This is a genomic window from Streptomyces scabiei 87.22 (genome assembly GCF_000091305.1).
GTDB lineage: Bacteria > Actinomycetota > Actinomycetes > Streptomycetales > Streptomycetaceae > Streptomyces > Streptomyces scabiei.
Genome location: NC_013929.1, coordinates 4,049,607 through 4,074,573, shown reverse-complemented (window position 1 = coordinate 4,074,573; position 24,967 = coordinate 4,049,607). Strand labels below are relative to the sequence as shown.

Here is a 24,967-nt window from a genome sequence, read left to right as displayed (position 1 = left end):
GTGTGACCCGTGAGCCGGGTGAAGGGTTGCCCCCGCGATGACGGTTTTCTTGTGTGACCTGGATCACGCCCGGCTGGGGCTGAAGCGATACCCGAAACCGTTTGTGGTGCCGGGTCGCACACATGATCTGATGTGCCCTGCGAGGCCTCCGTGAGGCATGCGAAGAACGCCGTGAGGACGGGGAACATGAAGGTGGGGGACGTGAAGGCCGGGGACGTGAACGTGGGGCACGTGAACGTGGGGCACGTGAGGTCGAAGGTGTCGCGGGCGGCGGTGGCCGTCTCGGTCGCGGCCGTGCTGGGGCTCACCGCGGCGTGCGGCGGGGGCGGCGACGAGAGCAAGGACGGGAACACGAAGCCGTCGACCGACGGCACGGCCTCCGCCGGGGACGCGAAGGACGGGCAGGACGGAAAGGGTGGCGGGAAGGCCGCGCTGACCGAGGCCCAGCTGAAGGAGGCGGCCCTCACGAAGGGGGACGTGAAGGGCTACAAGATCGCCGGCATGCCCGCGGAGGACATGCCCGGCGTGCCCGTTCCCGCGAAGCCGGCCGCCTGCCAGCCCCTCGCGAACATGTTCAACTTCACCTCCGACCCGCAGCCGAAGGCCCGCGCCGGACGCACCGTGACCTCCGAGAACAAGCTCTCCGCGAGTGTCGTCTCCCTCGCCCTCGCCGCGCACGAGCAGAGCGACGCCGAGAAGGTCATGGCCGACCTGCGCACCGCCACGGAGAACTGCGACGGATACGAGCACGTCGGCAACACGTACACCGGCGTCGAGGCCCTCCCCGCCCCGAAGCAGGGCGACGAGGCCGTCGCGTACAAGCTGAAGGCCGACATCGAGGGCGCCAAGATCCCGATGTCCTTCACGGTGGTGCGCAGCGGTTCGACGCTCATCGGGTTCTACTCGACGAACATGCTGGACGCGGACAAGGCCGAGGTGCCGGACGAGATCCTCGACGCGCAGGTCGCGAAGGTGGAGAAGGTCGCCGGCTGAGCGGACGGACGACGTGACGAAGGGCCCCGCGGGACGGAGACCGCGGGGCCCTTGCGCGTCGGCACCGACGTCAGGGCCGCGCCGGTGCCTGGCAGCGGCGCCGGGGGGCGTGCGCCGCTTGGTGTGAAGGTGGACGAGGGTGGGGGCGGTGGCGCCCGGCGCACCGGGGGGCGTGCGCCTGGTGCCGACCAGGGTGCGGTGCGGGATTCCGCCGGTCGGCCCCGGGCGTCCCCGGAGCCGGCCGTTCTCTCTTGCGTGACCGGGCTGCTGTCCCCTGCCGTCCGGTCACACCCCTGGAGCGAGGTCCCACGGCGCACGGCACGATCCGTACGCCTCATCGCTCCAGCGGAGCCACGCGTGGTTCTTTCGGGCCCGGACCTGGCTGGCACGGACACCGACACCAACGAAGGGCGTCGTGCGACGGTCACGCGCCGTACGGGTGAGAGGGCAGGCGTACGTACGTGCGCCGGTCAGACGCGACCCCGGCACAGCTCCAGCAGGGTCATGGCGAGCGCGGTGCCGGGCCTGCCGAGGGCGTCCCGGTAGTGGGCGAGGACGTCCATCTCGCGGGAGAGGTTCACGCGACGGCCGCCGGACTCGATCCGGGTCTGCTGGATCACCGTGGAGACGGCCGTCCGTTCCTGGATCAGGCCGATGATCCGGTCGTCCAGCGCGTCGATGCGTTCACGGGCGTCGGCGATCACCGCGGCCGCTTCGGGGGTGCGGGCGCCGGTGGCGGTCGTCTTCGTGGCGTGGGTGGTCGCGGCGGGCGTGGTCGTGGTCGTGGTGGTCATTGGGGGAGCTCCTGGGCCGGGGGTGAAGTCGGACGTGGCTTCCCGGAGCGGCAGGACCCGGACAACGCGAGGCGCCCCGGACCTGTCGGTCCGGGGCGCCTGGAAAGTCGCTGATCAGTAGCTCAAGCAACACGACCATGGCAGCCGGCGGACCGGATGCCATAGGTAAAGAGGAAGGTCGGGTGCGTGAGCATGGGCGCCAGTATGCCACGGCCTGTCCCGGCCTCGTCCGTGCCCGGGGTCCGCCCCGGTCCGCTCCGGGCGGGGCCGGAGCCGGAGTCCCCGGTGGGCCCGTCCGGCCGGGGCGCACCCCGGTAGACTCGACCTCACAGACCCCCGCCCCACCGCCGGAAGGCACCCCGTGTCATCAGCGAACCCCGCTGCCGCCGCACCCGACACCGTCCTGGTCGTCGACTTCGGCGCCCAGTACGCCCAGCTCATCGCCCGACGGGTCCGCGAGGCCCGGGTCTACAGCGAGATCGTGCCGAGCACCATGCCGGTCGCGGAGATGCTCGCCAAGAACCCGGCGGCGATCATCCTCTCCGGCGGCCCCTCCTCGGTCTACGCCGAGGGCGCCCCCCGCCTCGACCGCGCGCTCTTCGAGGCCGGCGTCCCCGTCTTCGGCATGTGCTACGGCTTCCAGCTGATGGCCACCACCCTCGGCGGCACCGTCGACAACACGGGCGCGCGCGAGTACGGCCGTACGCCCCTGCATGTCGCCAAGCCCGGCAGCACCCTCTTCGAAGGCACCCCCGACGAGCAGTCGGTCTGGATGTCCCACGGCGACGCCTGCTCCGCCGCCCCCGAGGGCTTCTCCGTCACGGCCTCCACCGACGTCGTCCCGGTCGCCGCCTTCGAGAACGACGAGAAGAAGCTCTACGGCGTCCAGTACCACCCGGAGGTCATGCACTCCACGCACGGCCAGCAGGTCCTGGAGCACTTCCTCTACCGGGGCGCGGGCATCACCCCCAGCTGGACCACCGGCAACGTCATCGAGGAGCAGGTCGAGGCCATCCGCGAGCTGGTCGGCGACAAGCGCGCGATCTGCGGCCTGTCCGGCGGTGTGGACTCCGCCGTCGCCGCGGCCCTCGTGCAGAAGGCCATCGGCTCCCAGCTGACCTGCGTGTACGTCGACCACGGTCTGATGCGCAAGAACGAGACCGAGCAGGTCGAGAAGGACTTCGTCGCCGCGACCGGCGTCCAGCTGAAGGTCGTGGACGCCGAGGAGCGCTTCCTGAAGGCGCTGGCCGGGGTCTCCGACCCCGAGCAGAAGCGGAAGATCATCGGCCGCGAGTTCATCCGCGTCTTCGAGCAGGCCCAGGCGGAGATCATCGCCGACGAGGGCCCCGAGGTCGCGTTCCTGGTCCAGGGCACCCTCTACCCGGACGTCGTCGAGTCCGGCGGCGGCACCGGCACGGCCAACATCAAGTCCCACCACAACGTGGGCGGCCTGCCCGAGGACCTGGAGTTCAAGCTCATCGAGCCGCTCCGCAAGCTGTTCAAGGACGAGGTCCGGATGGTCGGCCAGGAGCTGGGGCTCCCGGAGGAGATCGTCCAGCGCCAGCCGTTCCCGGGCCCCGGCCTCGGCATCCGGATCGTCGGCGAGGTCACCAAGGACCGGCTCGACCTGCTCCGCGATGCCGACGCCATCGCCCGCGAGGAGCTGACGGCCGCCGGCCTCGACCGGGACATCTGGCAGTGCCCGGTGGTCCTGCTGGCGGACGTCCGGTCCGTCGGCGTCCAGGGCGACGGCCGCACCTACGGCCACCCGATCGTCCTGCGCCCGGTGTCCAGCGAGGACGCCATGACCGCCGACTGGTCCCGGCTGCCGTACGAGGTCCTCGCGAAGATCTCGACCCGGATCACCAACGAGGTCGCCGACGTCAACCGCGTCGTCCTCGACGTGACGAGCAAGCCCCCGGGCACCATCGAGTGGGAGTGAGCCCCGCCGCGCACGGCGCGGCGGAGCTCAGGTCCGTTTGAGGGTCCGCACCGGCTCTCCGGGCTTCCAGACCTGGACGACCAGATACGTGTCGTCCTCGACGTAGGTCCGTACGACCTCCGTCAGCTCGGTGTGGAAGAGGTGGAACGGCTCCGGCGGTTCCACCTCTTCGCCGTACGCCGCCTTGACGGCGGGATCGTCGACCTCCACCGCCCGCCCGCTCACCCGCACGTCACCGCCCCCCATCTCCGTGCCCGGACCCGGATTGGCCTGCAGCGAGAACCGCGGGTCCCGGCGCAGATCGAGCGCCTTGCGCGAGGCGGGCATCATCCCCAGCCACAGCTCCCCGTTCACGAACCGGACCTCCAGCCCGGTCGTCCGCGGGGAGCCGTCCCTGCGGAGGGTGGCGAGGGTGTGATGGGTGAAGGCACCGAAGCGTGCCTCGACCGTCTGTGCGAGTTCGGGTTCGGCGGCGACGAACGCGCCCCAGTTCGCATGATTCTCCGGCATACGTCGAGTCTCGCGCGGATACCCGACACCCACTGTCCGGTTACCCCGTGCGACGTACGGCGGCGGTCCGACCCGGGTGAACGGTGTGCGGTGTGGCGCGCTTCCGTGACTTGCGTAACGGTTGCGCACTCTCTTCACGGGACGGGCCTGTTCTGCCAGGGGCACCGACGGTAACTTCCGAATCGTCAAGGAAGTCACCCTGGAGGACACATGCACGGGCCCACACCGCCCCTGCCCCTACCCACCGACCAGCTCCGGTTCGCCATGCCGCCGATGCACGAGACGGTGGAGGACGAGCGGCGGCACCGCAAGGAACGCCTGGCCGGGGCCCTGCGGATCTTCGGGCGACTGGGGTTCGAGGAGGGCGTCTCGGGGCACATCACCGCGCGCGACCCGGAGTTCAGCGACTGTTTCTGGGTCAATCCCTTCGGAATGCCGTTCAAGCACGTCACCGTGAGTGACCTGGTCCTCGCCAACCAGGACGGACAGGTGATCGAGGGCCGCTACCACGTGAACCAGGCCGCCTTCACGGTCCACGCGCAGGTGCACGCCGCCCGCCCCGACGTCGTCGCGGTCGCGCACTGTCACTCCGTGCACGGCCGCGCGCTCGCCGCGCTCGGCGAGCTGCTCGACCCGATCACCCAGGAGTCCTGCGCGTTCTACGAGGACCAGGCGCTCTACGACCACTACACGGGCGTCGCCGTCGACACGGAGGAGGGCCGCCGCATCGCCGGCGTGCTCGGCAGCCGCAAGGCGCTCGTGCTGCGCAACCACGGTCTGCTCACGGTCGGCGACTCGGTCGACGCGGCGGCGTGGTGGTTCCTGTCGATGGAACGCTCGGCCCAGGTGCAGCTCACGGCCAAGGCGGCGGGACGCCTCCAGCTGATCGAACACCGGCTGGCCGCGGCGACGCGGGAGCAGGCGGGCGGCGACCTGGTGGCGTGGATCAACTACCAGCCGCTGTGGCAGGACATCAGCAGGAGCGAGCCGGACCTGCTGAGCTGACCGGGGTCCCTGCCCGGGCGCCCGAGCCGGTCACGGAGATATTCGGAGCCGGGTCAACTCGGACACCGGGACTTCACCCCGCCCCTCCCTCGCACGGAGTGGACCTGCCGGACGCGGACCGTGTCCCGTACGGCACAATTCGCTGTCATCGAGGCGCACTTGTACGGGCGCGCGGTTGTGGCAGGTAGCGGACGTGCATACGAGGCCCACGAGGCCCGGAGTCGTCCACGGAGGTGCCGACGGTGGGCGCCGGTGCCGGCGCCCGAACCGAGGTGACGGCACTGACGAGGACGACAACGGTCCTGCTGACGGCAGTGCCGAAGATGGTCATGGACGAAACAGCCGTGGCGAAGCCGATCGTGGCGAAGCCGATCGTGACGTCGAAGGTCGTGACGATGGCGACCGCGACGTGACGGCTGTGACGTGATGGCTGTGACGTGATGGCTGTGACGGTGACGGCCAGGACGATGACGGCCATGACAGGGGTCGGCCGTGCTACGGCGGCGGTGAAGAATGCGGCCGTGAAGAAGGCGGCCGTGAAGAAGACGGCAGTGACAACGGCGGCGAATGCCGAGGGACGCGGTCGCGCAGGCGGACGCGGTGCGGGAAGGCGGGCTCGGGCGTGGCGGTGCAGGAGGCCAGAGGGGGCATGGGCGCGGCCCATGAGGGCGGGTGCACGTGCGGGGACTGCCCGCACGGGGCGCGTGCGGGACATCGGCGCGCGGTCGCCGAGTTCCTGCTGAAGCGGGAGGAATTCGCGTCCGGGCAGGGCCTGCCGGCGGCCGTCGCGCACTCCCCGTCCGCCTCCCGGCAGTGGGTCTCCGACGAACTCACCCAGTCCGCAGCCCTCGTCGCCGAACGCGGGCGCGTCGAGGGCGAGGCATGGCTCGGCCGTCTGTGGCTGCGCACGGCGATCGTCGTCTGGGCCGCCGTCGTGATCCTCCTCCTCGTCCAGTCCCTCACCGCGATCGGTGCGGGCTGGACGGCCGCCCGCACCGCCGGTCTGCTCGCCGCCCTGCTGTTGGGCGCGGCACTGACGGGCGCCGGATGTCTGCACCGGGCACGCGGCGGCGCCCTCGCCCCCGTCATCGGCGAGGACAACCGGCTGTCCACCTCCCGCGCGATCGCCGCCGCCTGGGTGCTCTTCGTCGTCTTCGCGGTCCTCGTCCTCGTCGGCCGACTGGCCGCCGCCTCCGACCCCCGGGAACGCGACGCCCTCATCGCCGGACTCGACCTCACCCGCGGGGCGGGCATCGTGACCGTCCTGGCCGTGGTCTGCGGCATCGCCGTCCTGGTCCGTCGCGTCGTCGGCCTCCGGGTCCTCTCCCAGCGCCTGCAGAAGGTCCGCGCCGCCCGCCCCCGCGCCGCCGACCTCCTCACCGACGACTCCGGCCGAGGCAGCTTCACGGACATCCAGTACGTGCTCGTCAGTGCCGTCGCCCTCACTTTCGCGGCGGTACGCCTCGCCCGTCGTCCCGACCAGCTCCCGGACCTCCCCTGGGGCCTCGCCCTCCTCGTCCTGGTCTCCGCCGCCACCTACGTCGCCGGAAAGTACGCCGAGGGCGGCCGTCCCGTCGTCCTCTCCGTCGTCCGCGCCCGCGAGGCCGGCGACCTCGACGCCCCCATCCGCAACGGCGACGACATCGAGATCCGCGGCGCCGGTTTCGTCCCACCCGGCGCACAGACCGCCGACCACCTCTCCCGCATGGTCGTCCGCATCGGCGCCGTCCATGTCCATGTCCCCCTCGTCCCCGTCGCCGGCGGCTTCAGCAACCCCACCGACGCCGTCCTCACCGCCCCCGTCCCCGCCGACGTCGAACCCGGCAAGGTCGACGTCCAGGTCGTCACAGCCGCCGGCGTGGAGACCAACCGCTACACGATCGAGGTCTCGGCGGACTGAGCGACCGCGTCGGGGAAGGGAAGGATCGCGTCAGGACAGGACCACGGAGCCTGCACGGTGGCGAGACGCGGGGGTGGGTCGGCGTAGAGGCGGCGGCGCGGGCCGGAGGGCGTGCATCAGGGGGTGCGGGGCACCGGGTGGTCGGAGGCGGGCGTGGGTTGGCGTTGGCCTTGACGTTGGGGGTAGACACGGCCCGGCGTGGGCGGGGTCATGGACACGGCACCGCGTCCGCACGGCCATGGACACGGCACCGCGTCCGCACGGCCATGGACACGGCTCGGGGTAGGGACAGCCCGGCGTGGAGATCGGCGGCGAAGCCGCAGCGGGCCCCTTCCGAAAAGCATCCCCGACCCGGAAAAACACGCCCGAACCATTGAGCACCCCCACCCCTGCGAACGTATCGTCTGTTGAGGGGTCAACGGCACGGCGGACCAGAGGCGGCGCAGACCATGACTCACGACATTCGCACGGACTCCTACACCTCCTATCGCGATGGCGGCCCCGACTGGCGAGACACCGCCACCCGCTACGCCCTGTTGCCCCTGCGCGTCTTCCTCGGCGTCACCTTCATCTACGCCGGCCTGGACAAACTCACCGACAGCGCGTTCATGGCAGCCTCCGGCTCCGGCTCCATCGGCGACATGATGAGCGCCACCAGGGACTCCGCCGCCATCCCAGCCATGATCGACATGGCTCTCAAGAACCCCGTCGGCTTCGGCTACGCCATCGCCATCGGGGAACTCGCCGTCGGCATCGGCGCCCTCCTCGGCCTCCTCACCCGCCTCGCCGCCTTCGGCGGCGCCCTGATCTCCCTCAGCCTCTGGCTGACGGTGAGCTGGTCGGCATCCCCGTACTACTACGGCAACGACCTCCCCTACCTCATGGCCTGGATCCCCCTGATCCTCGCCGGCGCCCCGGTGCTCTCCGTGGACGCGGCCATCCGCTCCCGCCGTCACGGTGGCAGCAGGCACCGCGCACACGCCTACCGCTGAGCCCCGAGCCTTCTTCACCCAGGAGCCACCTCACGCTGCTCCCCCGCGCAGCTCGCTGCCGATTCGGGCTCAGCCCCCGGTGCCCCGCACGGCAACGCATCCGCGCATTCGCTCACTCCTGGCCGCCCGGGCAGGCTCATCCCGCGGAACCGCTCGGCCCTGTCGCCCCGCCCGGTTCCGCCCCAGCCGCCGTCCCGGCCGCCCCCGCGCTCCCAGCCGTACCGGCATCCTTCGCCGTCCCTGCCGTCCCAGCCGCCGCCCCGCTCTCGAACCCCGGTGGGGCCGGTGGTCCTTTCCGTTCGCTCGGCCCGCGTCCGCGCCCGCGTATCGCGAGGTTCAGGAGGCCCACCGCCCCCGCCAGACACAGCCCTCCGATCACGAGCGGTATCACCGCGAACCAAGGGGTCTGCCAGGCATCGCCCGCATCGCCCAGATACACGACACCGGCGGCGGTGAGGAAGAGGCCGGCTATGAGCTTCCCCGGCCGGAACTCATGACGCAGCACGGGCCACCTCCGCCTGCCCCACACCGACTTCGAGGTCGATGGCGAGCGTGCCGCCGCCGTCCGAACCCTTCTCGGGGGAGAGCGTCAGCCGATCGTTCTTGTCCGGTGCCACGTCCACGTCCTCCTTGTCGTCACCCGGCAACTGGATGTCGCCGAGGCCCACTTGCACATCGAGCCGAACGGTGACGTCCCGCGGGACCACCACTCTCACCTTGCCCGCGCCCACCTCCACGCTCGTCGTCAGGGTCTCGCCCTTGGGTATGTCCACCCGAGTCAGGTCCAGCGTGCCCACGCCGGTTCCCAGCTCGTATCTGGGCTCCAGGCTCTTCGCGTTGCGCGGTGTCCACTCCGTACGGGCCCAGTCGGTGGTGATGTTCGCCGGGAGCGCCGCCGTGCACGCGAGCAGCCCCGCGGTGATCAGAGCCAGGAAGATCGACCCCGCTCCCGTGCGGCCGAGGAAGGCGCTCAGGGCTATGCCCAGGCCGAACACCGTCAGCGCGCAGGCCAGGCCGGTCTGCAGGCTGGTGGCGAGAGGGTGCCCCTCCCAGGTCGCACCGGTACCGAGACCACCGGCGAGCAGCGCGAGCAGGAATATCCAGCCGCCCGTCCACCGCGGACCGCGCGGTTTCGGCGGGCGCACGGCGCGGACACCACGGGGCGCGGGCATGACACCCCCGGCGATGTTGACGGCTGCCGCCATGTCGCGGTCGGCGGACGTCCATGGCCCCCACAGATAGCCCGTGCCGCCCACGTGCTTTCCGTCCTTGATGATCGGGTCGCGCCACCAGGAGGGGTAGGCGGATGCGACGGGCGGTGCCTGGGCCTCCGGCGGGGCGTCGGCCACGGCCTGTGCGGCGAGCGGATCGGGGTCGGGGGCACCGCGCTGCTGCGACCAGTACCCCGCGCCGGCCAGGAGCAGGGAGACGACCACGGAGAAGGTCAGGACGGTGGTGTTGCTCAGCATGGAGAGGAAGACGCCGCAGCCGACCAGCGCGAAGAGCACACCCGCGAGGGCCTGGCCGTCGACCCTGCCGGTCAGCAGCTTGCGGACCTCGTTCTCCTCCTCGTCGTCATACGGTATGAACAGCCAGGCGAAGCCGTAGAAGACGAGGCCGAAGCCGCCGGTCGCGGCGAGCACCGCCAGCACCACCCGGAAGATCACCGGATCCATGTCGCACTGACGCCCGAGCCCGGCGCAGACACCGCCCAGTGTCTGGTACCGCCGGTCGCGGCGGAACTTGTGGGGAGCGGCGGGCCCGCCGGCCGGATCGTCGGGGGAGGGACGCCCCGTCGAGCCAGGTGCGGACGGGCCCGCCGTCCCGGGGGAGGGGCGGCCGGCAGCTCCGGAGGCGGAAGGACCGGTGCCTCCGGAGGCGGAAGGACCGGTGCCTCCGGAGGCGGAAGGACCGGTGCCTCCGGAGGCGGAAGGACCGGTGCCTCCGGAGGCGGAAGGACCCGTGGCTCCGGGACGGCCGGTGGTGGCAGCCTGATCCGGGTGAGCGCCCACGCTCGCCCGCTCACCCGCGCCCGTCTGTCGTCCCGGGCCTGCGTCCGCGCCCCCGGGTGCGCGCGGTTCCTCTGCCCCCGTGCCCGAGGGGGGCACGGCGTCCTGCGGCTCGTTCAGGGGCCGCCGGGCGTCCGGACCCGAGCCGGGGCCCGGCTCCGCTGCCGCGTGCTGGTGATCCGTCATGCGTCCATCGTGACCGCCGAGCCGTCCCGATGGCAGTCGGGACGACCCTGGTCGAACCCTGATATCCGCCCCGGGATGTGTTCGATCACGCCCGGACCGAAGATCAGGGGCGTCTCGGGGATCGACCCTGATGCCTCGATCCGCCGTGCGTGTGAATATCGATGGCATGCCGGAAGCCGCAGCACTGCCAGTCGACACTCCGCGGCCCCCGCGCAAGCTCTACCGCAGCAGCGACGGACGCTGGCTCGGAGGCGTGGCGCGAGGGCTCGCCGGACATCTCGGTCTGCCCGTGACCTGGGTACGGCTCGTGTTCGCCGGCCTTTTCCTCGCGGACGGTCTCGGCGCCCTGGTCTACGCGGCGTTCTGGTTCTTCGTCCCGCTCGGTGTGGGCGGCGTCGACAACCAGCGGCCGCCCGCTCTCGCCACCGAGACCTCCCCCGACGGCCGCCGCAGGCTCGTGGCCCGCAAACCCGACCGCGGCCAGATAGTCGCCCTGCTCCTCATGGTCGTCGTGGCCATGGTCTTCGTCGGCAACGTGGACCTCGGCGGAGCCGCCCGGGCCTATCTCTGGCCCACCGTGCTCGTCGCGGCCGGCGTCGCCCTGGTCTGGCGGCAGGCGGACAACGCACGGCGGGCCCGCTGGGCCGAGGTCGGCCGTCGGCGGCGGACGATCACGCTCCTTCGCTCCGTGGCCGGCGTCCTGCTGGTCACCGCGGGCGTGTCCGGGATATTCGTCCTGCAGGGCTCGGCCGCCCACCTGGGCTCGGTGCTGCAGGCCGCGCTCGCGGTGCTCGTGGGTATAACGCTGCTGGCCGGCCCGTATCTCGTCCGGATGACCCAGGATCTCTCCGAGGAGCGCCTGATGCGCATCCGCGCCCAGGAGCGCGCGGAGGTCGCGGCCCACGTCCACGACTCGGTGCTGCACACGCTGACACTGATACAACGCAACGCGGACAGCCCGAACGAGGTGCGCCGCCTGGCCCGCGCCCAGGAGCGCGACCTGCGGAACTGGCTGTACAAGCCCGAGGGCACGGGGAAGGACGAGGACGACGAGCCGGACACCCTCGCGGAGGCCGTGCGACGCAACGCCGCGGAGGTCGAGGACAAGCACGGCGTTCCCATAGAGGTGGTGGTCGTGGGCGACTGCCCTCTCGACGAAGGACTGAGCGCACAGATGCAGGCCGCGCGCGAGGCGATGGTGAACGCGGCCAAGTACGGTGGCGAGGGCGGTGCCGTGCAGGTCTTCGCCGAGGTCGAGGGAAAGACGGTCTTCGTGTCCGTCCGTGACCGCGGTCCGGGCTTCGATCTCGACGCGATACCCGCCGACCGCATGGGGGTCAGAGAATCGATCATCGGCCGCATGGAGCGCAATGGCGGTACGGCACGGCTTCGCGCCGTACCGGACGGCGGCACGGAGGTCGAGTTGGAGATGGAGAGGGCGGAGACGACGTCATGAGTGACGCGAACGGGGCGAACGACCTTGCCGCAGGCGGTTCGGGCACCGGCCCGGCCGGGGACCGGAGCGGTGCGACCGCGCAGGGCACGGACGCGGCCGAGGGTGTGCCCGACGAGTCCGGCCGGCCCGACACGCCCTCCACGACCACAGCGGCAGCCCCGGGCGCCGAGCCGGCCGGGCAGTCCGCTGCGGCCGAAAGCGGGGCCGGAGCCGCCGTCTCCGGTGCCGGGCGGCACGTCCGGGTCGTGCTGGTGGACGATCACCGGATGTTCCGTACGGGAGTGCAGGCCGAGATCGGGCAGACGGACCGTACCGGTGTGGAGGTCGTCGGGGAGGCGCCCGACGTCGACCAGGCGGTCTCGGTGATCACGAGCACGCGGCCCGAGGTGGTGCTCCTCGACGTGCATCTGCCCGGCGGCGGAGGCGTCGAAGTCCTGCGCCGCTGCTCCGCGTTGATGGCGGACGCCGAACAGCCCGTCCGGTTCCTCGCGCTGTCCGTCTCGGACGCGGCGGAGGACGTGATCGGTGTGATCCGGGGAGGTGCGCGCGGCTATGTCACCAAGACGATCACCGGCACGGACCTCGTCGACTCCATCTTCCGGGTGCAGGAGGGCGACGCCGTCTTCTCCCCTCGCCTGGCCGGCTTCGTTCTCGACGCCTTCGCCTCCACCGACGCCCCGCCCGTCGACGAGGATCTCGACCGGCTCACGCAGCGCGAGCGCGAGGTGCTGCGTCTCATCGCCCGCGGTTACGCGTACAAGGAGATCGCCAAGCAGCTCTATATCTCGGTGAAGACGGTGGAGTCCCATGTCTCCGCCGTGCTGCGGAAGTTGCAGCTCTCCAACCGGCACGAGCTGACGAGATGGGCGACGGCACGACGTCTGGTGTGAGGAGTCGACCGGGTGCCGGTGCCGATGTCGGGGCTGGTGCTTTTGGGCGGTGGGGCGGGCGCTCGGCCCTCGGCTCTGAGAGCCGCTCTGTCCCGTTCACCGGCGCTTGGCTGGGCTTGCCCAGCCAAGCTCAGCCCCGCTCCGCTGCCCGTGTCTCCCGTCCCCGTCTGCCCCGCCTCCTGCCGACCGGATGCGTCCTGGCCGCAGAGGCGTCCTGCCGGGAGTGCCCTCACCGGCGGTGCCCGGTCAGGGTCAGGTCACCCGCGTGGCTCCCGCGAACGGCATCTCGTCGAGCGGGGCCACGCGTACCGGGGCCGAGGGGTTGGGCGCGTGGATCATCTGGCCGTTGCCGATGTAGATGCCGACATGGCTGATGCCGGAGTAGTAGAAGACGAGGTCGCCCGGGCGGAGCTCGGAACGGGAGACACGGCGGCCGGCGTTGATCTGGGAGTAGGTGGTGCGGGGGAGGGAGATGCCCGCGGCGCGGTAGGCCGCCAGGGTGAGACCGGAGCAGTCGAAGGCGTTCGGGCCGGTGGCGCCCCAGACGTAGGGGCTTCCGAGTTTGGAGAAGGCGTAGGAGACGGCCGCGGCGGCGCGGGAGTCGGGGGCGTCGGCGGTGGCGGAGGCCGGGGAGACCGGACCGGTGAGGTCGCGCCGGGGCGAGAGGGAGGAGCGGGAGGCGTGCCCCGAGGTGCCGCCCGAGGTGGCGAACCGTGCCCGGTCCTCCGTGGTGAGCCGGCCGAGCAGCCGCCGTGCGTCGGACAGCTTCGAGGTGACGGTCTTCTTGTGCCGCTTCAGCTCGGTCTGGCGGGTCTTGAGCGTGCCCAGTTCCACCCGGGCGGCGCCGCGCAGCCGTTCGATCTCCAGCAGTTGCCTCCGGACGCTGGCGACATCCGCCGACTGCCGGGTGCCGACCCGCTCGGCGAGGGCGGCACCGTCAAGGTACTGGTCCGGGTCGGCGGAGAGCGCGAGCTGCCACGACGGGTCCATGCCCCCGCGCCGGTACTGCGCCGCCGCCAGTGAACCCAGCTGGTCCCGTGCCGAGTTGAGCCGTTCGGTGCGGCGGGCGGCCTGGTCGCGCAGCTCCTCGAGGTTCTCCTGGGCCTTGTCGGCCTTCTCCTTCGCGCCGTTGTACTTCTCGGTGGCGACCTCGGCTTCGAGGAACAGCTTGTTCACTTTGGCCCTGACCTGTTCGGGCGTGAGCTGCGGGTCGGCGTGTCCGGTGCCGTCGAAACCGGTCGCCGTCGCCGCGCCCGCGAGGGCGAAGGTCGCGGCCGTGCGGACCGTATGGCCGCCGAGTGAGCGCTGTCTGGGCTTGCGGTGCGCTGCCACGTGGAGTCCACGTCCTCTCCGTACGACCGCCGTCCGCGGTACGGACAGCGTCTGCCCGTACGGACCGCCTGGGGGGAGCGGTGGCACGTCCGGCGGCGGCCCGCACAGGGGGAGCGGGACGCCGCCGGACCTTCTCGGCGGTGGTGTCCGACTGCCGCCCCTGGCCGGGCGGCGGTGGGGAGCCGGTCACCTGAGGGAGGACGCTAAACCTGGGCGTGAGGGGCCGGTAACGCGTTGTACGGAAGTGGCGTGCACCGACCGTGAGGTGACCGTATGTGACCGTGATCCCACCCGGGCGCCGCCGCCTTCACGCTGAGCGATGACCGATCCGGTCATTTCGGACCACTCGGCGGCGCTGCGGTGCTATGCGACGCATATATGCAAGGTCGGCGCCCCGTCTCCGGGCGGCCCCGCAGGCCCCCGTCGGCCCCGCAAGCCCCGCAGGCCCCCGGCGCGGCCCCCGCGCCCGGGCGGCCGAGGGCTCCTCATTAGGCTCCGCGCATGGACGTACTCATCCACATCGTCATCGCGCTCCACATCATCGGCATCGCCTCGCTCCTGGGCGGCTTCCTCACCCAGATGAAGGCCATGGGCCAGGGCACCGCCCGCTTCGTGCCCGCCATGCTCCACGGCGCCCTCACCATGCTCGTCACCGGCGTACTCCTCGTCGGCCTCAACCAGGCCGACGACCAGCCCGTGAACAACATCAAGATCGGCGTCAAGCTCGCCCTGCTGATCGTGATCCTCGGGCTGGTCTATGTGAAGCGGGACGAGGAGAAGGTGGCGAAGCCACTGTTCGGCCTGGTGGGCGCGCTGACCGTCGCGAACGTGTTCATCGCGGTGCTCTGGACCTGACGGTCCGCTCCTCCCGGCGACCGCGCGGCTACGCCGGCCGCACCACGCTGTGGACCGAGGACTCGCCGTCGTGGAAGACCGACTCCTCGCGGACGTACGTGCCCGGCTTCGGGGCGTGGATCATCATGCTGTTGCCGATGTAGAGGCCGACGTGGCCGACGTTGTCGTAGAAGAGGACGAGGTCGCCGGGCCTGGCGTCGGCGAGGGGGACCGTGGTGCCGGCGGCGGCCTGGCCGTGGGTGGTGCGGGGGAGGTCGACGCCGGCGGCCTTCCAGGCGGCCTGGGTGAGGCCGGAGGGGTCGTAGGACCCGGGGCCGGTGGCGCCCCAGACGTACGGCTTGCCGATCTGCGCGCGGGCGAGGGCGATGGCCTTGGCGGCCTTCGTGGCGTACGCGGTGTCCTCGGCCGGGGCGGTGGTCCCCGGGATGGTGTCGGTGGGCGTGCCCGTGCCGGTCGAGGCGTCCTCCGGGGTTCTCCCCGATCCTGCCTGGCCCGCCGGGGAGTCCTGGCCGTCCTGGGGGCCCTGGGCTTCCCGGGACCCCTGAGGCGCCGTCTGGGCCGCCTGCTGCCGTGCGAGTTCCTCCGCCTCGCGGTCGACCTCCTCCCGCTCGCGCTGCTCGATCGCGCCGAGCCGGGTCCTCTCCTCGGCGGTGAGGGTGGACAGCAGTTCGCGGGCCCGGGCGAGCTTCGCCCGGGCCGTGGCCTTGCGGGCCTTGAGGGTGTTCTGTGTCTCGGTGAGCCGGTCGAGGCCGTCGCTCGCCTCCCGGCGCTGCTCCGCGGCCTCGGCCGGGTTGCTCGCGTACGCGTCGGCGGCTTCCTTCTGGCGGCCCGTCAACGGGTCCGTCGGCCGGTCCGTCGGCCGGTCCTGGTCGACGTGGGCCCGCAGGTCGTCCGCCGGCAGCGGCGACGCCTGATCGGGGGCCGACGCGCCCGTGCGGTCCTGGGCCGCGGCGGGGGAACCAGGTTCCTTCCGCGTCTCGTTGAGCTTCTCCTGGCGCTTGGTGACGGCTTCGAGGAGCGTCTCGACCTGCCTCTTCGGCCTGGGCGTCCTCTCCTTGGCCGTGTTGTAGATCTCGGTCGTCGCACCGGCCCGGCGGTAGAGGTCGCCGACCTTCTTCTCGACTTCCTCCAGGCTCGGCTTGTCGTCGGCGGAGGGTGCGGTCGTGGCCGTGGCCGCGGCCGTCTGGGACAGCAGCGCCACGGAGGTGAGGGCTGCGGTGGCGAGAGCGGGGGTGCGAATGCCCGCGCGCGTTCCGGCCGGACGCGGCTTGCGGTGCGGCGCCATGGTTCGGCGTCTCCTTCCATGGTCCGCCTACCGAGTTAGCTGTCGGGTTCGGGCGCATGCTTCGGAAGGTTTGCCCTACGGCCCTTGCCGCGTGCGGCGGTCGGGCCGATTCACCCCGGAGAACGGTGGGTCCCCGGCTCCGGCTGCCCCGATGGGCGCACCGGACTCGGCGGAGGGTCGTGCGGCCCGGCGACGTTCGCCGGTTGGGTCGTACGGCCCAGAAGAAAAAGTTAGCCAACTCGTGTGGTCCGTGTGAAGGTTGATGGTCGATATGCCCGATACGTTTTCGTGACCTTAGCCTCTTCTGTGTGGCAGGCGGTACGCTCGATCGCTCACCGTCGCACCGCGGTCGCGGTACGTGGCGCCGTGGGGCGGGTGCGCGGCGGACGCGGACTTCCCGGGGCGGCCTCCCGCTGTCAGTGCGGGCGCCTAGACTCGGAGAGCGATGAGCAGCCTCTTTGACGACAGCTTCCTGGCGGACCTCCAGGCCCCCCGCGGCCACGCGGAGGAGCCCCCGCCGCCGCCCGAGGACGATCACGTACCGGAGCCGCTTCCGGACGATCTGTTCGGCGGGAAGTTCGACGTGCCTCCGGACCGGGACGCGTACTACCGCGACGGCGCCCCCCGCCCCGCGATCGACGCGGCGGCGCTCCTGGACGGGCTGAACGACAACCAGCGCGCGGCCGTGGTCCACGCGGGCTCGCCCCTGCTCATCGTCGCCGGCGCCGGCTCCGGCAAGACCCGGGTGCTCACCCACCGCATCGCCCACCTGCTCGGCGAGCGACGGGTCCACCCGGGGCAGATCCTCGCGATCACCTTCACCAACAAGGCCGCCGGCGAGATGAAGGAGCGCGTCGAGCAGCTCGTCGGCCCGCGCGCGAACGCGATGTGGGTCATGACCTTCCACAGCGCGTGCGTCCGGATCCTGCGGCGCGAGTCCAAGAAGCTCGGCTTCACGTCCTCCTTCTCGATCTACGACGCCGCCGACAGCAAGCGCCTGATGGCGCTCGTCTGCCGCGATCTGGACCTCGACCCGAAGCGTTTCCCGCCCAAGTCCTTCAGCGCCAAGATCTCGAACCTGAAGAACGAGCTGATCGACGAGGAGGACTTCGCCGCCCAGGCCACCGACGGCTTCGAGAAGACCCTCGCCCAGGCGTACGCGCTCTACCAGTCCCGCCTCCGCGAGGCGAACGCGCTCGACTTCGACGACCTGATCATGACGACGGTCAATCTGCTGCGCGCCTTCCCGGACGTCGCCGAGCACTACCGCCGCCGTTTCCGGCATGTCCTCGTCGACGAGTACCAGGACACCAACCACGCGCAGTACGCCCTGGTCAGGGAGCTGGTCGGCACCTCCGAGCATCCCGTGGACGTACCGCCCGACGAGTGGGACGTACCGCCCGCCGAGCTCTGCGTGGTGGGTGACGCCGACCAGTCGATCTACGCCTTCCGCGGCGCGACCATCCGCAACATCCTCCAGTTCGAGGAGGACTACCCGGACGCGACGACGATCCTGCTGGAGCAGAACTACCGCTCCACCCAGACCATCCTGAGCGCGGCCAACGCGGTCATCGAGCGCAACGAGTCCCGCCGCCCGAAGAACCTGTGGACCAACGCGGGCGCGGGCGCGCAGATCACCGGCTATGTCGCCGACACCGAGCACGACGAGGCCCAGTTCGTCGCCGACGAGATAGACCGGCTGACGGACGCGGGCGACGCCAAGGCCGGCGACGTCGCGGTCTTCTACCGGACGAACGCCCAGTCCCGTGTCTTCGAAGAGGTGTTCATCCGCGTCGGCCTGCCCTACAAGGTCGTCGGCGGCGTCCGCTTCTACGAGCGCAAGGAGGTCCGCGACGTCCTCGCGTATCTGCGTGTCCTCGCCAACCCGGAGGACTCCGTCCCGCTGCGCCGCATCCTCAACGTGCCCAAGCGCGGCATCGGCGACCGCGCGGAGGCGATGGTCGACGCCCTGTCGCAGCGCGAGAAGATCAGCTTCCCGCAGGCGCTCAAGCGGGTCGACGAGGCCTACGGCATGGCGGCCCGGTCGACCAACGCGGTCAAGCGGTTCAACACGCTGATGGACGACCTGTGCACGGTCGTCGAGTCCGGCGCCGGACCCGCGACCATCCTGGAGGCGGTCCTCGAACGGACCGGCTACCTGGCCGAGTTGCAGGCGTCCACCGACCCCCAGGACGAGACCCGCATCGAGAACCTCCAGGAACTCGCCGCCGTCGCCCTGGAGTTCGAGCAGGAGTCCGGGGCCGCGGAAGCCGAGGGCGAGGAGGCGGCCGCGAACCCCGCCGGGCTCCCCGCCTTCCTGGAGCGGGTGGCGCTGGTGGCCGACTCGGACCAGATCCCGGACGAGGAGGAGGACGGCTCGGGCGTCATCACGCTCATGACCCTCCACACCGCCAAGGGCCTGGAGTTCCCGGTCGTCTTCCTCACCGGCATGGAGGACGGCGTCTTCCCGCACATGCGTGCCCTCGGCCAGACCAAGGAACTGGAGGAGGAGCGCCGCCTCGCGTACGTCGGGATCACCCGCGCGCGGGAACGGCTCTACCTCACCCGTTCCTCGCTCCGCAGCGCCTGGGGCCAGCCGTCGTACAACCCGCCGTCCCGCTTCCTGGAGGAGATCCCGGCGACCCATCTGGAGTGGAAGCGCACGGGTGCCTCCACACCGGTGTCCTCCGGACCGGCCTCCGGGGTCGCGTCCTCGCTGTCCTCGTCCCGGTCCCGTTCCTCGGCCTCGGGGGCGTCCGGCTTCGCGACGCGCCGCGGCAACGAGAAGCCGGTGGTCTCGCTCGCCGTGGGCGACCGCGTCACCCACGACCAGTTCGGCCTCGGCACGGTCGTCGGCGTCGGGGGCTCGGGGGCGAACGCGGAGGCGACGATCGACTTCGGCGATGCCAAGCCGAAGCGGCTGCTGCTGCGGTACGCGCCGGTGGAGAAGCTGTAGCGGAGGACGCGGGTCCGCCGCCCCATGACACACGTCGGGCCCCTGCGTCGGCAGGGGCCCGTTCTTCGTTCGGCCGGGGTCTTCGATCCGCCCGGTCTTCGTTCCCGTTGTCCGTGACGGGCGGTGGCCGCCACGGGGTCCGTCAGGTCGGGTCCAGCCCGTGGCTGCGGAGCCACGGCAGGGGGTCGATGGCGGAGCCGCCCGCCGGGTGGACCTCGAAGTGCAGGTGCGGGCCGGTCGAGTTGCCCGAGTTGCCGGAGTAGGCGATGGTGTCGCCGGCCTTCACGGTCGTACCGGAGGCGACCTTGTACGTGGAGAGGTGGCAGTACCAGGTCTCGGTGCCGTCCTTGGCGGTGACGATGACCATGTTGCCGTAGGCGGAGTTCCACTGGGTGCGCACGGTGCCGTCGGTCGCCGCCATCACCGGGGTGCCGTACGAGACCGGGAAGTCTATGCCGGTGTGCAGGGACATCCAGTTGACGCCGGACTGCCCGTAGTACGCGCTCAGTCCGTGCTGGGAGACCGGGAGCGCGAACTTCGGCCGCAGCCGCTCCTTGCGGGCCGCGTCGGCCGCCGCCTTCTTCTGCTCCAGCTCCTGCTGCGCCTTGAGGTCGATGCGCTCCTGCGTCCGGCTCGCCCGGTCGGCGAAGTCGTCGGCCTCGGCGGAGAGGCTCTCCAGCTGGGTGTCGAGCTGGTTGTTGGCGGTGGACGGCTTCACGGCGGTGACGTCCGACTTGACCGACGCCGTCGTCTCCGTGTCGTCCGACGTGGCTCCGACGGAGGCCGCGGCGATCCCCGCGACCCCCATGACACAGGCCGAGGGAACGGCCACGGTGAGCAGGGCGGAACGTTTGGCCGGAGCCTTGCGGCGCGACCGGGAGGCCGCGCGTGTGGCCGCCCTGCCGGGGCCGGTGCTCCTGGTCTCCGCCGGGGCGACCTCCTCCTCGCCGTCGAGGAGTGCGACGCGGTTCGCTTCGTCGCTCTCGAACTCGTCGTCCTCGGAGGGGTGTTCGTCCTGGTCGTACGGGGCGATCTGCTCGAAGGTCGCGGTCGCCTGCTGGTGGAAGTCCGCCTCGGCCGAGAGGTCCACCACCACGGTCTGCGGGTGCTCGTGGGCCTCGTACGACTCCGCGGCGGCGTCCTCGTGCTCGTCGCCGGCCGGGGTGCCGTCGCTGTTCCACTGCGTGGCGTCGAACGCGCCCGTGTCGAAGTGCTGGGCGCCGACCCACTGCTGGGTCTGGTCCGAGTGTCCCGTCAGGCCCGTCTCGTCGGACGCTTCGGCCTGCAGCCAGCCGCTCGCGTCCCACTGGCCGCTCGCGTCGGGGCCCGACGGCTGGGTCGGGACCTGGGAGAGGTGGTCGTAACCGGCCGACCAGGACGTCGTTTCGTAACTGCCCGTGTCGTACGCGGCGTGGTGCTGCGCGGCGTACGGGTCGTAGTTCAGCGTCTGGTGGTTGCCCGTCGCCCACTGCGAGGCGTCGTAGGAGCCGGTGCCGGTGTCATGGCCGGGCATGTCCCCGAAGAGAGGGTCGACCGCGAAGGTGCCGGTGGCGGTCGCAGGGGCGCCGTTGCCGGAGTCGAAACCGGTGGCGGGGACATCGCCGTACGTGGTGAAGTCGCCATAGCCGGCTTCCTGGTGGCCGTACGACGCGTAGTGCGCCGGGTCGGCTTCGGAAGCCGGAGCCGGGGGTGTTGCGGTCCCCGACGAATGACGATCGTTCACCAACTTCTCTTTCGCCTCGACGACAGGGGCTGGCAGAGCAGTGCGGCGACTGTACCCGGCGGTATGCGGGCGCGACAATCTTCAACGGGTTTCGTGCGCGCAGGAAACGGGCATTCGAGCGTCTTTCGGCGGCCAGTGGGGACGACCTTGGCCTTGCGTTCGAGAGTTGTTCGATAGTCGGTCGTCGCGTGGGGGTGACGGGACGCCCGTGCCGCCGGGGTCGAGACGTTTCGCGGGGTGACGGCGGGCCGGAGGTGGGGCGCGTTCTCGCTGCCGGAAGGAGTGGCGCGGGTCGGGCGCGTGGTGGGGGCGCGTGGATGTGCGCCGGGTTTGACGCCTTACCTCCCTGTTCTGCCGCCGTGTGGCGAGCGTCACCATGCCGCCGTCGGCGGCAGCGGGCTCACGCGACGGTCAGGCCACCCGGGCGGGCGGTGCTGCGGGCGCCGGTCGACGGATCGTCCAGCGCCTGCCGTATCTCGCCGACGACGGCGGGGTGCACGGGCAGTGCGAGGTGCCCGATGCCGGTGACCCGGATGTTCCGTGCCATCAGGTCGGGGTGGTCGATACCGGCGGTCTCCAGCGGGACCATCACATGGTCCAGATCGCTCCAGAACGCCACGAACTGCGTACGGCAGCCGGGAGCGGGCTCCCGCAGTTCCTCCAGCACCGCCGAACCGGGCCGCATCTGGCGGACGATGGGGTGCGCGTCCGCCAGCGGCACGGCCAGGGTCCCGCCGTGCGGGGTGCCGAGCGTGACGAGCGTACGGACGCGGAGGTCGCCGCCGAGCCGCTGCACGTAGTACCGCGCTATCAGTCCGCCGAGGCTGTGCCCGACGATGTCCACCCGGTCCTGGCCCGTGCGCTCGCAGACGTCCTCGATGTGCCGGCCGAGGAGTTCGGCGGCGGTGCGGATGTCGCGGGTGAGGGGGGAGTAGTTGAGCGATTCGAGGTGCCGGCCGCCGTGCTGGGCGAGGGCGCGGCGCAGCAGGACGAAGACCGAGCGGTTGTCGATGAACCCGTGCAGCAGGACGACCGGGGGCTTTTCCTCGGTGGGGAGCCTGGGGGTGTCCGCCGCGGGGATCTCGGGGGCTGTCCGGCGCTCCTGGGTCACTCCGGACGGATAGAGCAGCAGGTGACCGGCCAGGATCGCCAGTTCCAGGGCGGTCGCCTTGAGCAGCGCCACGGAGAGGCCCGCGAGGCTCGTGGGCAGCAGTCGCTCGCAGAGCGGAAGAAGGGGCGTGACCGCCCTGGTGACCTTCATGCGACCTCCCGTCGGCAGACGGGCGGACGTCTGTGTCCCCCCGTGTGCCCTAGTGAAGGGTCGCGGACGGGAGCGGCGGATGGCGGGGTGCGGGGCTGCGTGACGCGATGCGTGTGGCGCGCGTGACGTGTGGTGCGTGTGCGATGCCTGAGGCGCCGATCACGCGGCGGGGTTCGGCGCTCCTGACCCCCGCTGCCCTGTCCTCCGCCGTCTGCCGGTGCCGGTCCGTCCCGTCACCGTGACTCTTCGCGGCAGTGGGGCGGTACGGCGTCCTTCCGACGACTCTTCTTGTGCGCACGCTACCCCGTGGCGCGCACGCCGCGGGAGCCTGTGGCGTGCGGCCCGGGCGCAGCCCGGATGCCGCGATCACCTCCGTGATCACCTCGGTCCCCGCGACGCGTGAGCCGCGGAAACCGGGAGCAGTGCGCGGCGAACGTGTCCCACCGAGTGATTTCCCCCTCGCCCAGGACCGCGAAACTGCCGGTTACGGGATGCTGGAGAAGCGTTCGTTCACTTCCGGGGAGTGCGGTGCGGATAGGTGTCTTATGAAACCGATGCCGTGATGTGAACGGTTCTGCGCGGTTCGCGCGACATGGGTGACCGTGTTCTGTTACGGGTTGGTGCAGTCGTTTCATGGAGGCAGTGATGAGTGTGGCAGCCGGTCCGATCCGCGTGGTCGTCGCCAAGCCGGGGCTCGACGGCCACGACCGGGGAGCCAAGGTGATCGCGCGGGCGCTGCGCGACGCTGGCATGGAGGTCATCTACACCGGCCTCCACCAGACTCCCGAACAGATCGTCGGCACCGCGATCCAGGAGGACGCCGACGCGATCGGCCTCTCCATCCTCTCCGGCGCCCACAACACGCTCTTCGCGGCCGTCATCGAACTGCTGAAGGAACGCGACGCCGAGGACATCCTCGTCTTCGGCGGCGGCATCATCCCCGAGGCGGACATCGCGCCCCTCAAGGACAAGGGAGTCGCCGAGATCTTCACGCCCGGGGCGACGACGGCGTCGATCGTGGAGTGGGTACGGGCGAACGCGCGGCAGCCGAAGGGGGCGTAGGGGGACGTAGGGAGAGGACGGGGGCGTAGGGAGGCTGAGGCGCAGGACGGGGAGGTAGGGAGGCACAGGCCGAGGACCGGGCGCGGGTGGGTGCCCGCGCGGGTGCCCGCGCCGCCGAGAAGTAAGGCCGAGCCGGCCCTCACACACCGTCCGTCCCCGCCAGTTCCTCCCGCATCGCCGCCCGCAGCCGCAACGTCGTCGCCAGCCGCTGGAACGCCTCCGCCCAGTACCCGCCCGCTCCCGGCGCGGCGCCCTCCGCGTCCTCCGGCGTCGCGGTGAGCGGCTGGAGCCGCACCGCCTCCGCGGGGTCCAGGCACCGCTCGGCCAGCCCCATCACACCACTGAAGCTCCATGGGTAACTCCCCGCGTCCCGTGCGATGTTGAGGGCATCCACCACTGCGCGCCCCAGCGGGGGAGCCCACGGCACCGCGCACACCCCGAGCAACTGGAACGCCTCCGACAGGCCGTGCGTGGCGATGAAGCCCGCCACCCACTCGGCCCGTTCCCCGCTTCCCAGCGTCGCCAGCAGCTTCGCCCGCTCGGCCAGCGACAACGCCCCCGGCCCGCCGGCCTCCGGTGTGGAGGGTGATCCCAGCAACGCCCGCGACCACGCGGGATCCCGCTGCCGCACCGCCGCCCGGCACCACGCCCCGTGCACCTCGGCCTGCCAGCCGTCCGCGACCGGCAGTGCCACGATCTCCGCCGGTGTCCGCCCCCCGAACCGCCGTGACCATGCCGCGAGCGGTGTCGCCTCCACCAACTGACCCAGCCACCACGACCGTTCACCTCGCCCGGCCGGAGCCTTGGCCACCACGCCGTCCCGTTCCATGCCGGGGTCGCACTCGTGCGGGGCCTCGACCGCGAGCACGGTGGTTCCGGCGGTCGCCGTCGTGCCGCCCGTGCGGTCGACGGACACACACGCGGTCGCCCGTCTCGCCATCCGCCCCGCGAGCGCGGAGTCGGGCAGGGCGGACAGCAACTCCGCCGCCGTGGCCCGCACATTACGGCTGCGGTCGGCCAACGCGGTCTCCAGGAAGGGCTCGTCGGCCGCTTCCAGCCCCGTGCGCAACGTGTCGAGGAACAGGAGCCGGTCCTCCGCCCGCTCCGTCGACCACGTGCCCGACAGCAGCGCGCGCGCCGAGGCGGCGTCCTCGGCCCGTATCGCCGTGAGCAGGGCGACGCGCTCCGCGAACAGGCCCTCCTGCCACAGGCGCCGGACCCGCTCGGGCTCGTCCGCGCCGGGCAGGGCCGCACCACCGCCGGGTGCGGCGCGCAGCGCGAAACGCCACTCCTTGTTCAGCCGGGCCAGCCACAACGCCCGCCCGCCCGCGAAGGCGAGGACGGCGGGACGCAGATCGGTACGGCCGCGTGCCGCGTCCAGCAGCGCGGGCAGGGACTGCGGCGGCGCCGCGTAGCCATGCGCGTTGGCCGACGCCAGCCACTGGGGCAGCAGTTCCATCAGGTCGGGCGCTGCGCCCCGGCGTCCGCCACCGGTGCCGGGCCGGTCGGCCAGCAGCGTGGCCAGCCTTCGCGCCGCGGCGGGCGGCAGCGGCGGCCGCTCGTCCGGGGCCACCGGCGCCGGCCCCGCCGCCGCCCGCACCGGCCGTATCCCCGCCCGGCGCCGTACGGTCTCCACGGCCGCCGCGTCCAGGAACGCCACGGGCGCGGCGCGCCCCGTCGCGGGCCCGGCCGGCGTACGACGGTCCGTCCCGAGCAGGGCGGTCGTGACCAGCTCCTCCCAGGTGGGCCGCGCCGAGGCGTCTGACGCGCTGCTCATGAGGTTCCTTCCGTCCGCCGCGAACCACTGCTTCCGAAC

19 protein-coding genes and 1 riboswitch are annotated in these 24,967 nt (G+C 71.8%); of the genes, 11 read left to right on the top strand and 8 right to left on the bottom strand.

Annotated features, from left to right (window positions below):
- The first annotated feature begins 186 nt into the window (after positions 1 to 186).
- On the top strand, positions 187 to 993 hold the full coding sequence (locus SCAB_RS17085) for a hypothetical protein (RefSeq protein WP_231885055.1): 807 nt from the start codon (positions 187 to 189) through the stop codon (positions 991 to 993).
- A 470-nt stretch (positions 994 to 1,463) separates the two neighbouring features.
- Here the strand turns inward: SCAB_RS17085 and SCAB_RS17080 are convergent, their stop codons facing one another.
- Positions 1,464 to 1,787 carry a chorismate mutase gene (locus SCAB_RS17080; RefSeq protein WP_013001345.1) on the bottom strand — a complete coding sequence of 108 codons (324 nt, stop codon included), beginning with the start codon at positions 1,785 to 1,787 and terminating at the stop codon, positions 1,464 to 1,466.
- Positions 1,788 to 2,148: 361 nt separating this feature from the next.
- Here SCAB_RS17080 and guaA point away from each other — a divergent pair, with 361 nt between their 5' ends.
- A complete protein-coding gene (gene guaA / locus SCAB_RS17075; RefSeq protein ID WP_013001344.1) occupies positions 2,149 to 3,729 on the top strand; it encodes a glutamine-hydrolyzing GMP synthase in 1,581 nt (526 codons plus the stop codon).
- A gap of 27 nt (positions 3,730 to 3,756) precedes the next feature.
- On the opposite strand, the gene SCAB_RS17070 is transcribed toward guaA, so the two are convergent.
- A complete protein-coding gene (locus SCAB_RS17070; RefSeq protein ID WP_013001343.1) occupies positions 3,757 to 4,239 on the bottom strand; it encodes a pyridoxamine 5'-phosphate oxidase family protein in 483 nt (160 codons plus the stop codon).
- A 210-nt stretch (positions 4,240 to 4,449) separates the two neighbouring features.
- Here SCAB_RS17070 and SCAB_RS17065 point away from each other — a divergent pair, with 210 nt between their 5' ends.
- The 4 genes from SCAB_RS17065 (at position 4,450) to SCAB_RS17055 (ending at position 8,136) form a co-directional block, all read left to right on the top strand.
- Positions 4,450 to 5,244: a class II aldolase/adducin family protein gene (locus SCAB_RS17065; RefSeq protein WP_013001342.1), complete on the top strand. Its 795-nt coding sequence runs from the start codon at positions 4,450 to 4,452 to the stop codon at positions 5,242 to 5,244.
- A 242-nt stretch (positions 5,245 to 5,486) separates the two neighbouring features.
- Positions 5,487 to 5,657 carry a hypothetical protein gene (locus tag SCAB_RS47335; RefSeq protein ID WP_158512241.1) on the top strand — a complete coding sequence of 57 codons (171 nt, stop codon included), beginning with the start codon at positions 5,487 to 5,489 and terminating at the stop codon, positions 5,655 to 5,657.
- Positions 5,658 to 5,893: 236 nt separating this feature from the next.
- A complete protein-coding gene (locus SCAB_RS17060; protein WP_049875726.1) occupies positions 5,894 to 7,144 on the top strand; it encodes a hypothetical protein in 1,251 nt (416 codons plus the stop codon).
- Positions 7,145 to 7,593: 449 nt separating this feature from the next.
- Positions 7,594 to 8,136, top strand: a complete 543-nt coding sequence (locus SCAB_RS17055) for a DoxX family protein (RefSeq protein WP_013001339.1) — start codon at positions 7,594 to 7,596, stop codon at positions 8,134 to 8,136.
- 491 nt (positions 8,137 to 8,627) lie between these two features.
- Here the strand turns inward: SCAB_RS17055 and SCAB_RS17050 are convergent, their stop codons facing one another.
- Positions 8,628 to 10,148: a PspC domain-containing protein gene (locus SCAB_RS17050; RefSeq protein ID WP_078580329.1), complete on the bottom strand. Its 1,521-nt coding sequence runs from the start codon at positions 10,146 to 10,148 to the stop codon at positions 8,628 to 8,630.
- Between the two features lie 349 nt (positions 10,149 to 10,497).
- On the opposite strand from SCAB_RS17050, the gene SCAB_RS17045 reads away from it, so the two are divergent.
- Both SCAB_RS17045 and SCAB_RS17040 read left to right on the top strand, forming a co-directional pair.
- Positions 10,498 to 11,787: an ATP-binding protein gene (locus SCAB_RS17045; RefSeq protein ID WP_037727165.1), complete on the top strand. Its 1,290-nt coding sequence runs from the start codon at positions 10,498 to 10,500 to the stop codon at positions 11,785 to 11,787.
- Positions 11,784 to 12,677, top strand: coding sequence for a LuxR C-terminal-related transcriptional regulator (locus SCAB_RS17040; protein WP_013001335.1), 894 nt, complete (start codon positions 11,784 to 11,786; stop codon positions 12,675 to 12,677). The genes SCAB_RS17045 and SCAB_RS17040 overlap by 4 nt, the downstream gene beginning before the upstream one ends.
- 252 nt (positions 12,678 to 12,929) lie before the next feature.
- Here SCAB_RS17040 and SCAB_RS17035 read toward each other — a convergent pair whose 3' ends face one another.
- Positions 12,930 to 14,009: a C40 family peptidase gene (locus SCAB_RS17035; protein ID WP_013001334.1), complete on the bottom strand. Its 1,080-nt coding sequence runs from the start codon at positions 14,007 to 14,009 to the stop codon at positions 12,930 to 12,932.
- A 501-nt stretch (positions 14,010 to 14,510) separates the two neighbouring features.
- On the opposite strand from SCAB_RS17035, the gene SCAB_RS17030 reads away from it, so the two are divergent.
- Positions 14,511 to 14,864 (top strand): hypothetical protein, encoded by a 354-nt coding sequence (locus SCAB_RS17030; RefSeq protein ID WP_013001333.1) that lies wholly within the window; start codon positions 14,511 to 14,513, stop codon positions 14,862 to 14,864.
- Positions 14,865 to 14,892: 28 nt separating this feature from the next.
- On the opposite strand, the gene SCAB_RS17025 is transcribed toward SCAB_RS17030, so the two are convergent.
- On the bottom strand, positions 14,893 to 16,149 hold the full coding sequence (locus SCAB_RS17025) for a C40 family peptidase (protein ID WP_013001332.1): 1,257 nt from the start codon (positions 16,147 to 16,149) through the stop codon (positions 14,893 to 14,895).
- A 9-nt stretch (positions 16,150 to 16,158) separates the two neighbouring features.
- A riboswitch (cyclic di-AMP (ydaO/yuaA leader) is annotated at positions 16,159 to 16,331 on the bottom strand.
- A gap of 263 nt (positions 16,332 to 16,594) precedes the next feature.
- On the opposite strand from SCAB_RS17025, the gene pcrA reads away from it, so the two are divergent.
- Positions 16,595 to 19,105, top strand: coding sequence for a DNA helicase PcrA (gene pcrA / locus SCAB_RS17020; RefSeq protein WP_013001331.1), 2,511 nt, complete (start codon positions 16,595 to 16,597; stop codon positions 19,103 to 19,105).
- A 142-nt stretch (positions 19,106 to 19,247) separates the two neighbouring features.
- On the opposite strand, the gene SCAB_RS17015 is transcribed toward pcrA, so the two are convergent.
- Both SCAB_RS17015 and SCAB_RS17010 read right to left on the bottom strand, forming a co-directional pair.
- Positions 19,248 to 20,828, bottom strand: coding sequence for a M23 family metallopeptidase (locus SCAB_RS17015; protein ID WP_013001330.1), 1,581 nt, complete (start codon positions 20,826 to 20,828; stop codon positions 19,248 to 19,250).
- A gap of 400 nt (positions 20,829 to 21,228) precedes the next feature.
- Positions 21,229 to 22,089: an esterase/lipase family protein gene (locus SCAB_RS17010; protein WP_013001329.1), complete on the bottom strand. Its 861-nt coding sequence runs from the start codon at positions 22,087 to 22,089 to the stop codon at positions 21,229 to 21,231.
- A 645-nt stretch (positions 22,090 to 22,734) separates the two neighbouring features.
- Between SCAB_RS17010 and SCAB_RS17005 the strand changes: the two genes are divergently transcribed.
- Positions 22,735 to 23,151 carry a cobalamin B12-binding domain-containing protein gene (locus SCAB_RS17005; protein WP_041669313.1) on the top strand — a complete coding sequence of 139 codons (417 nt, stop codon included), beginning with the start codon at positions 22,735 to 22,737 and terminating at the stop codon, positions 23,149 to 23,151.
- A 139-nt stretch (positions 23,152 to 23,290) separates the two neighbouring features.
- Here the strand turns inward: SCAB_RS17005 and SCAB_RS17000 are convergent, their stop codons facing one another.
- Positions 23,291 to 24,928, bottom strand: a complete 1,638-nt coding sequence (locus SCAB_RS17000; protein WP_013001327.1) for a DUF5691 domain-containing protein — start codon at positions 24,926 to 24,928, stop codon at positions 23,291 to 23,293.
- Between the last annotated feature and the right edge of the window lie 39 nt (positions 24,929 to 24,967).

What these genes read in the sequence shown, in the direction of transcription:
- SCAB_RS17085 (WP_231885055.1), top strand. Translation starts at nt 187, where the DNA reads ATGAAGGTGGGGGACGTGAAGGCCGGGGACGTGAACGTGGGGCACGTG.
- SCAB_RS17080 (WP_013001345.1), bottom strand. Translation starts at nt 1,787, where the DNA reads ATGACCACCACGACCACGACCACGCCCGCCGCGACCACCCACGCCACG.
- SCAB_RS17070 (WP_013001343.1), bottom strand. Translation starts at nt 4,239, where the DNA reads ATGCCGGAGAATCATGCGAACTGGGGCGCGTTCGTCGCCGCCGAACCC.
- SCAB_RS17065 (WP_013001342.1), top strand. Translation starts at nt 4,450, where the DNA reads ATGCACGGGCCCACACCGCCCCTGCCCCTACCCACCGACCAGCTCCGG.
- SCAB_RS17060 (WP_049875726.1), top strand. Translation starts at nt 5,894, where the DNA reads ATGGGCGCGGCCCATGAGGGCGGGTGCACGTGCGGGGACTGCCCGCAC.
- SCAB_RS17055 (WP_013001339.1), top strand. Translation starts at nt 7,594, where the DNA reads ATGACTCACGACATTCGCACGGACTCCTACACCTCCTATCGCGATGGC.
- SCAB_RS17045 (WP_037727165.1), top strand. Translation starts at nt 10,498, where the DNA reads ATGCCGGAAGCCGCAGCACTGCCAGTCGACACTCCGCGGCCCCCGCGC.
- SCAB_RS17040 (WP_013001335.1), top strand. Translation starts at nt 11,784, where the DNA reads ATGAGTGACGCGAACGGGGCGAACGACCTTGCCGCAGGCGGTTCGGGC.
- SCAB_RS17030 (WP_013001333.1), top strand. Translation starts at nt 14,511, where the DNA reads ATGGACGTACTCATCCACATCGTCATCGCGCTCCACATCATCGGCATC.
- SCAB_RS17025 (WP_013001332.1), bottom strand. Translation starts at nt 16,149, where the DNA reads ATGGCGCCGCACCGCAAGCCGCGTCCGGCCGGAACGCGCGCGGGCATT.
- pcrA (WP_013001331.1), top strand. Translation starts at nt 16,595, where the DNA reads ATGAGCAGCCTCTTTGACGACAGCTTCCTGGCGGACCTCCAGGCCCCC.
- SCAB_RS17010 (WP_013001329.1), bottom strand. Translation starts at nt 22,089, where the DNA reads ATGAAGGTCACCAGGGCGGTCACGCCCCTTCTTCCGCTCTGCGAGCGA.
- SCAB_RS17005 (WP_041669313.1), top strand. Translation starts at nt 22,735, where the DNA reads ATGAGTGTGGCAGCCGGTCCGATCCGCGTGGTCGTCGCCAAGCCGGGG.
- SCAB_RS17000 (WP_013001327.1), bottom strand. Translation starts at nt 24,928, where the DNA reads ATGAGCAGCGCGTCAGACGCCTCGGCGCGGCCCACCTGGGAGGAGCTG.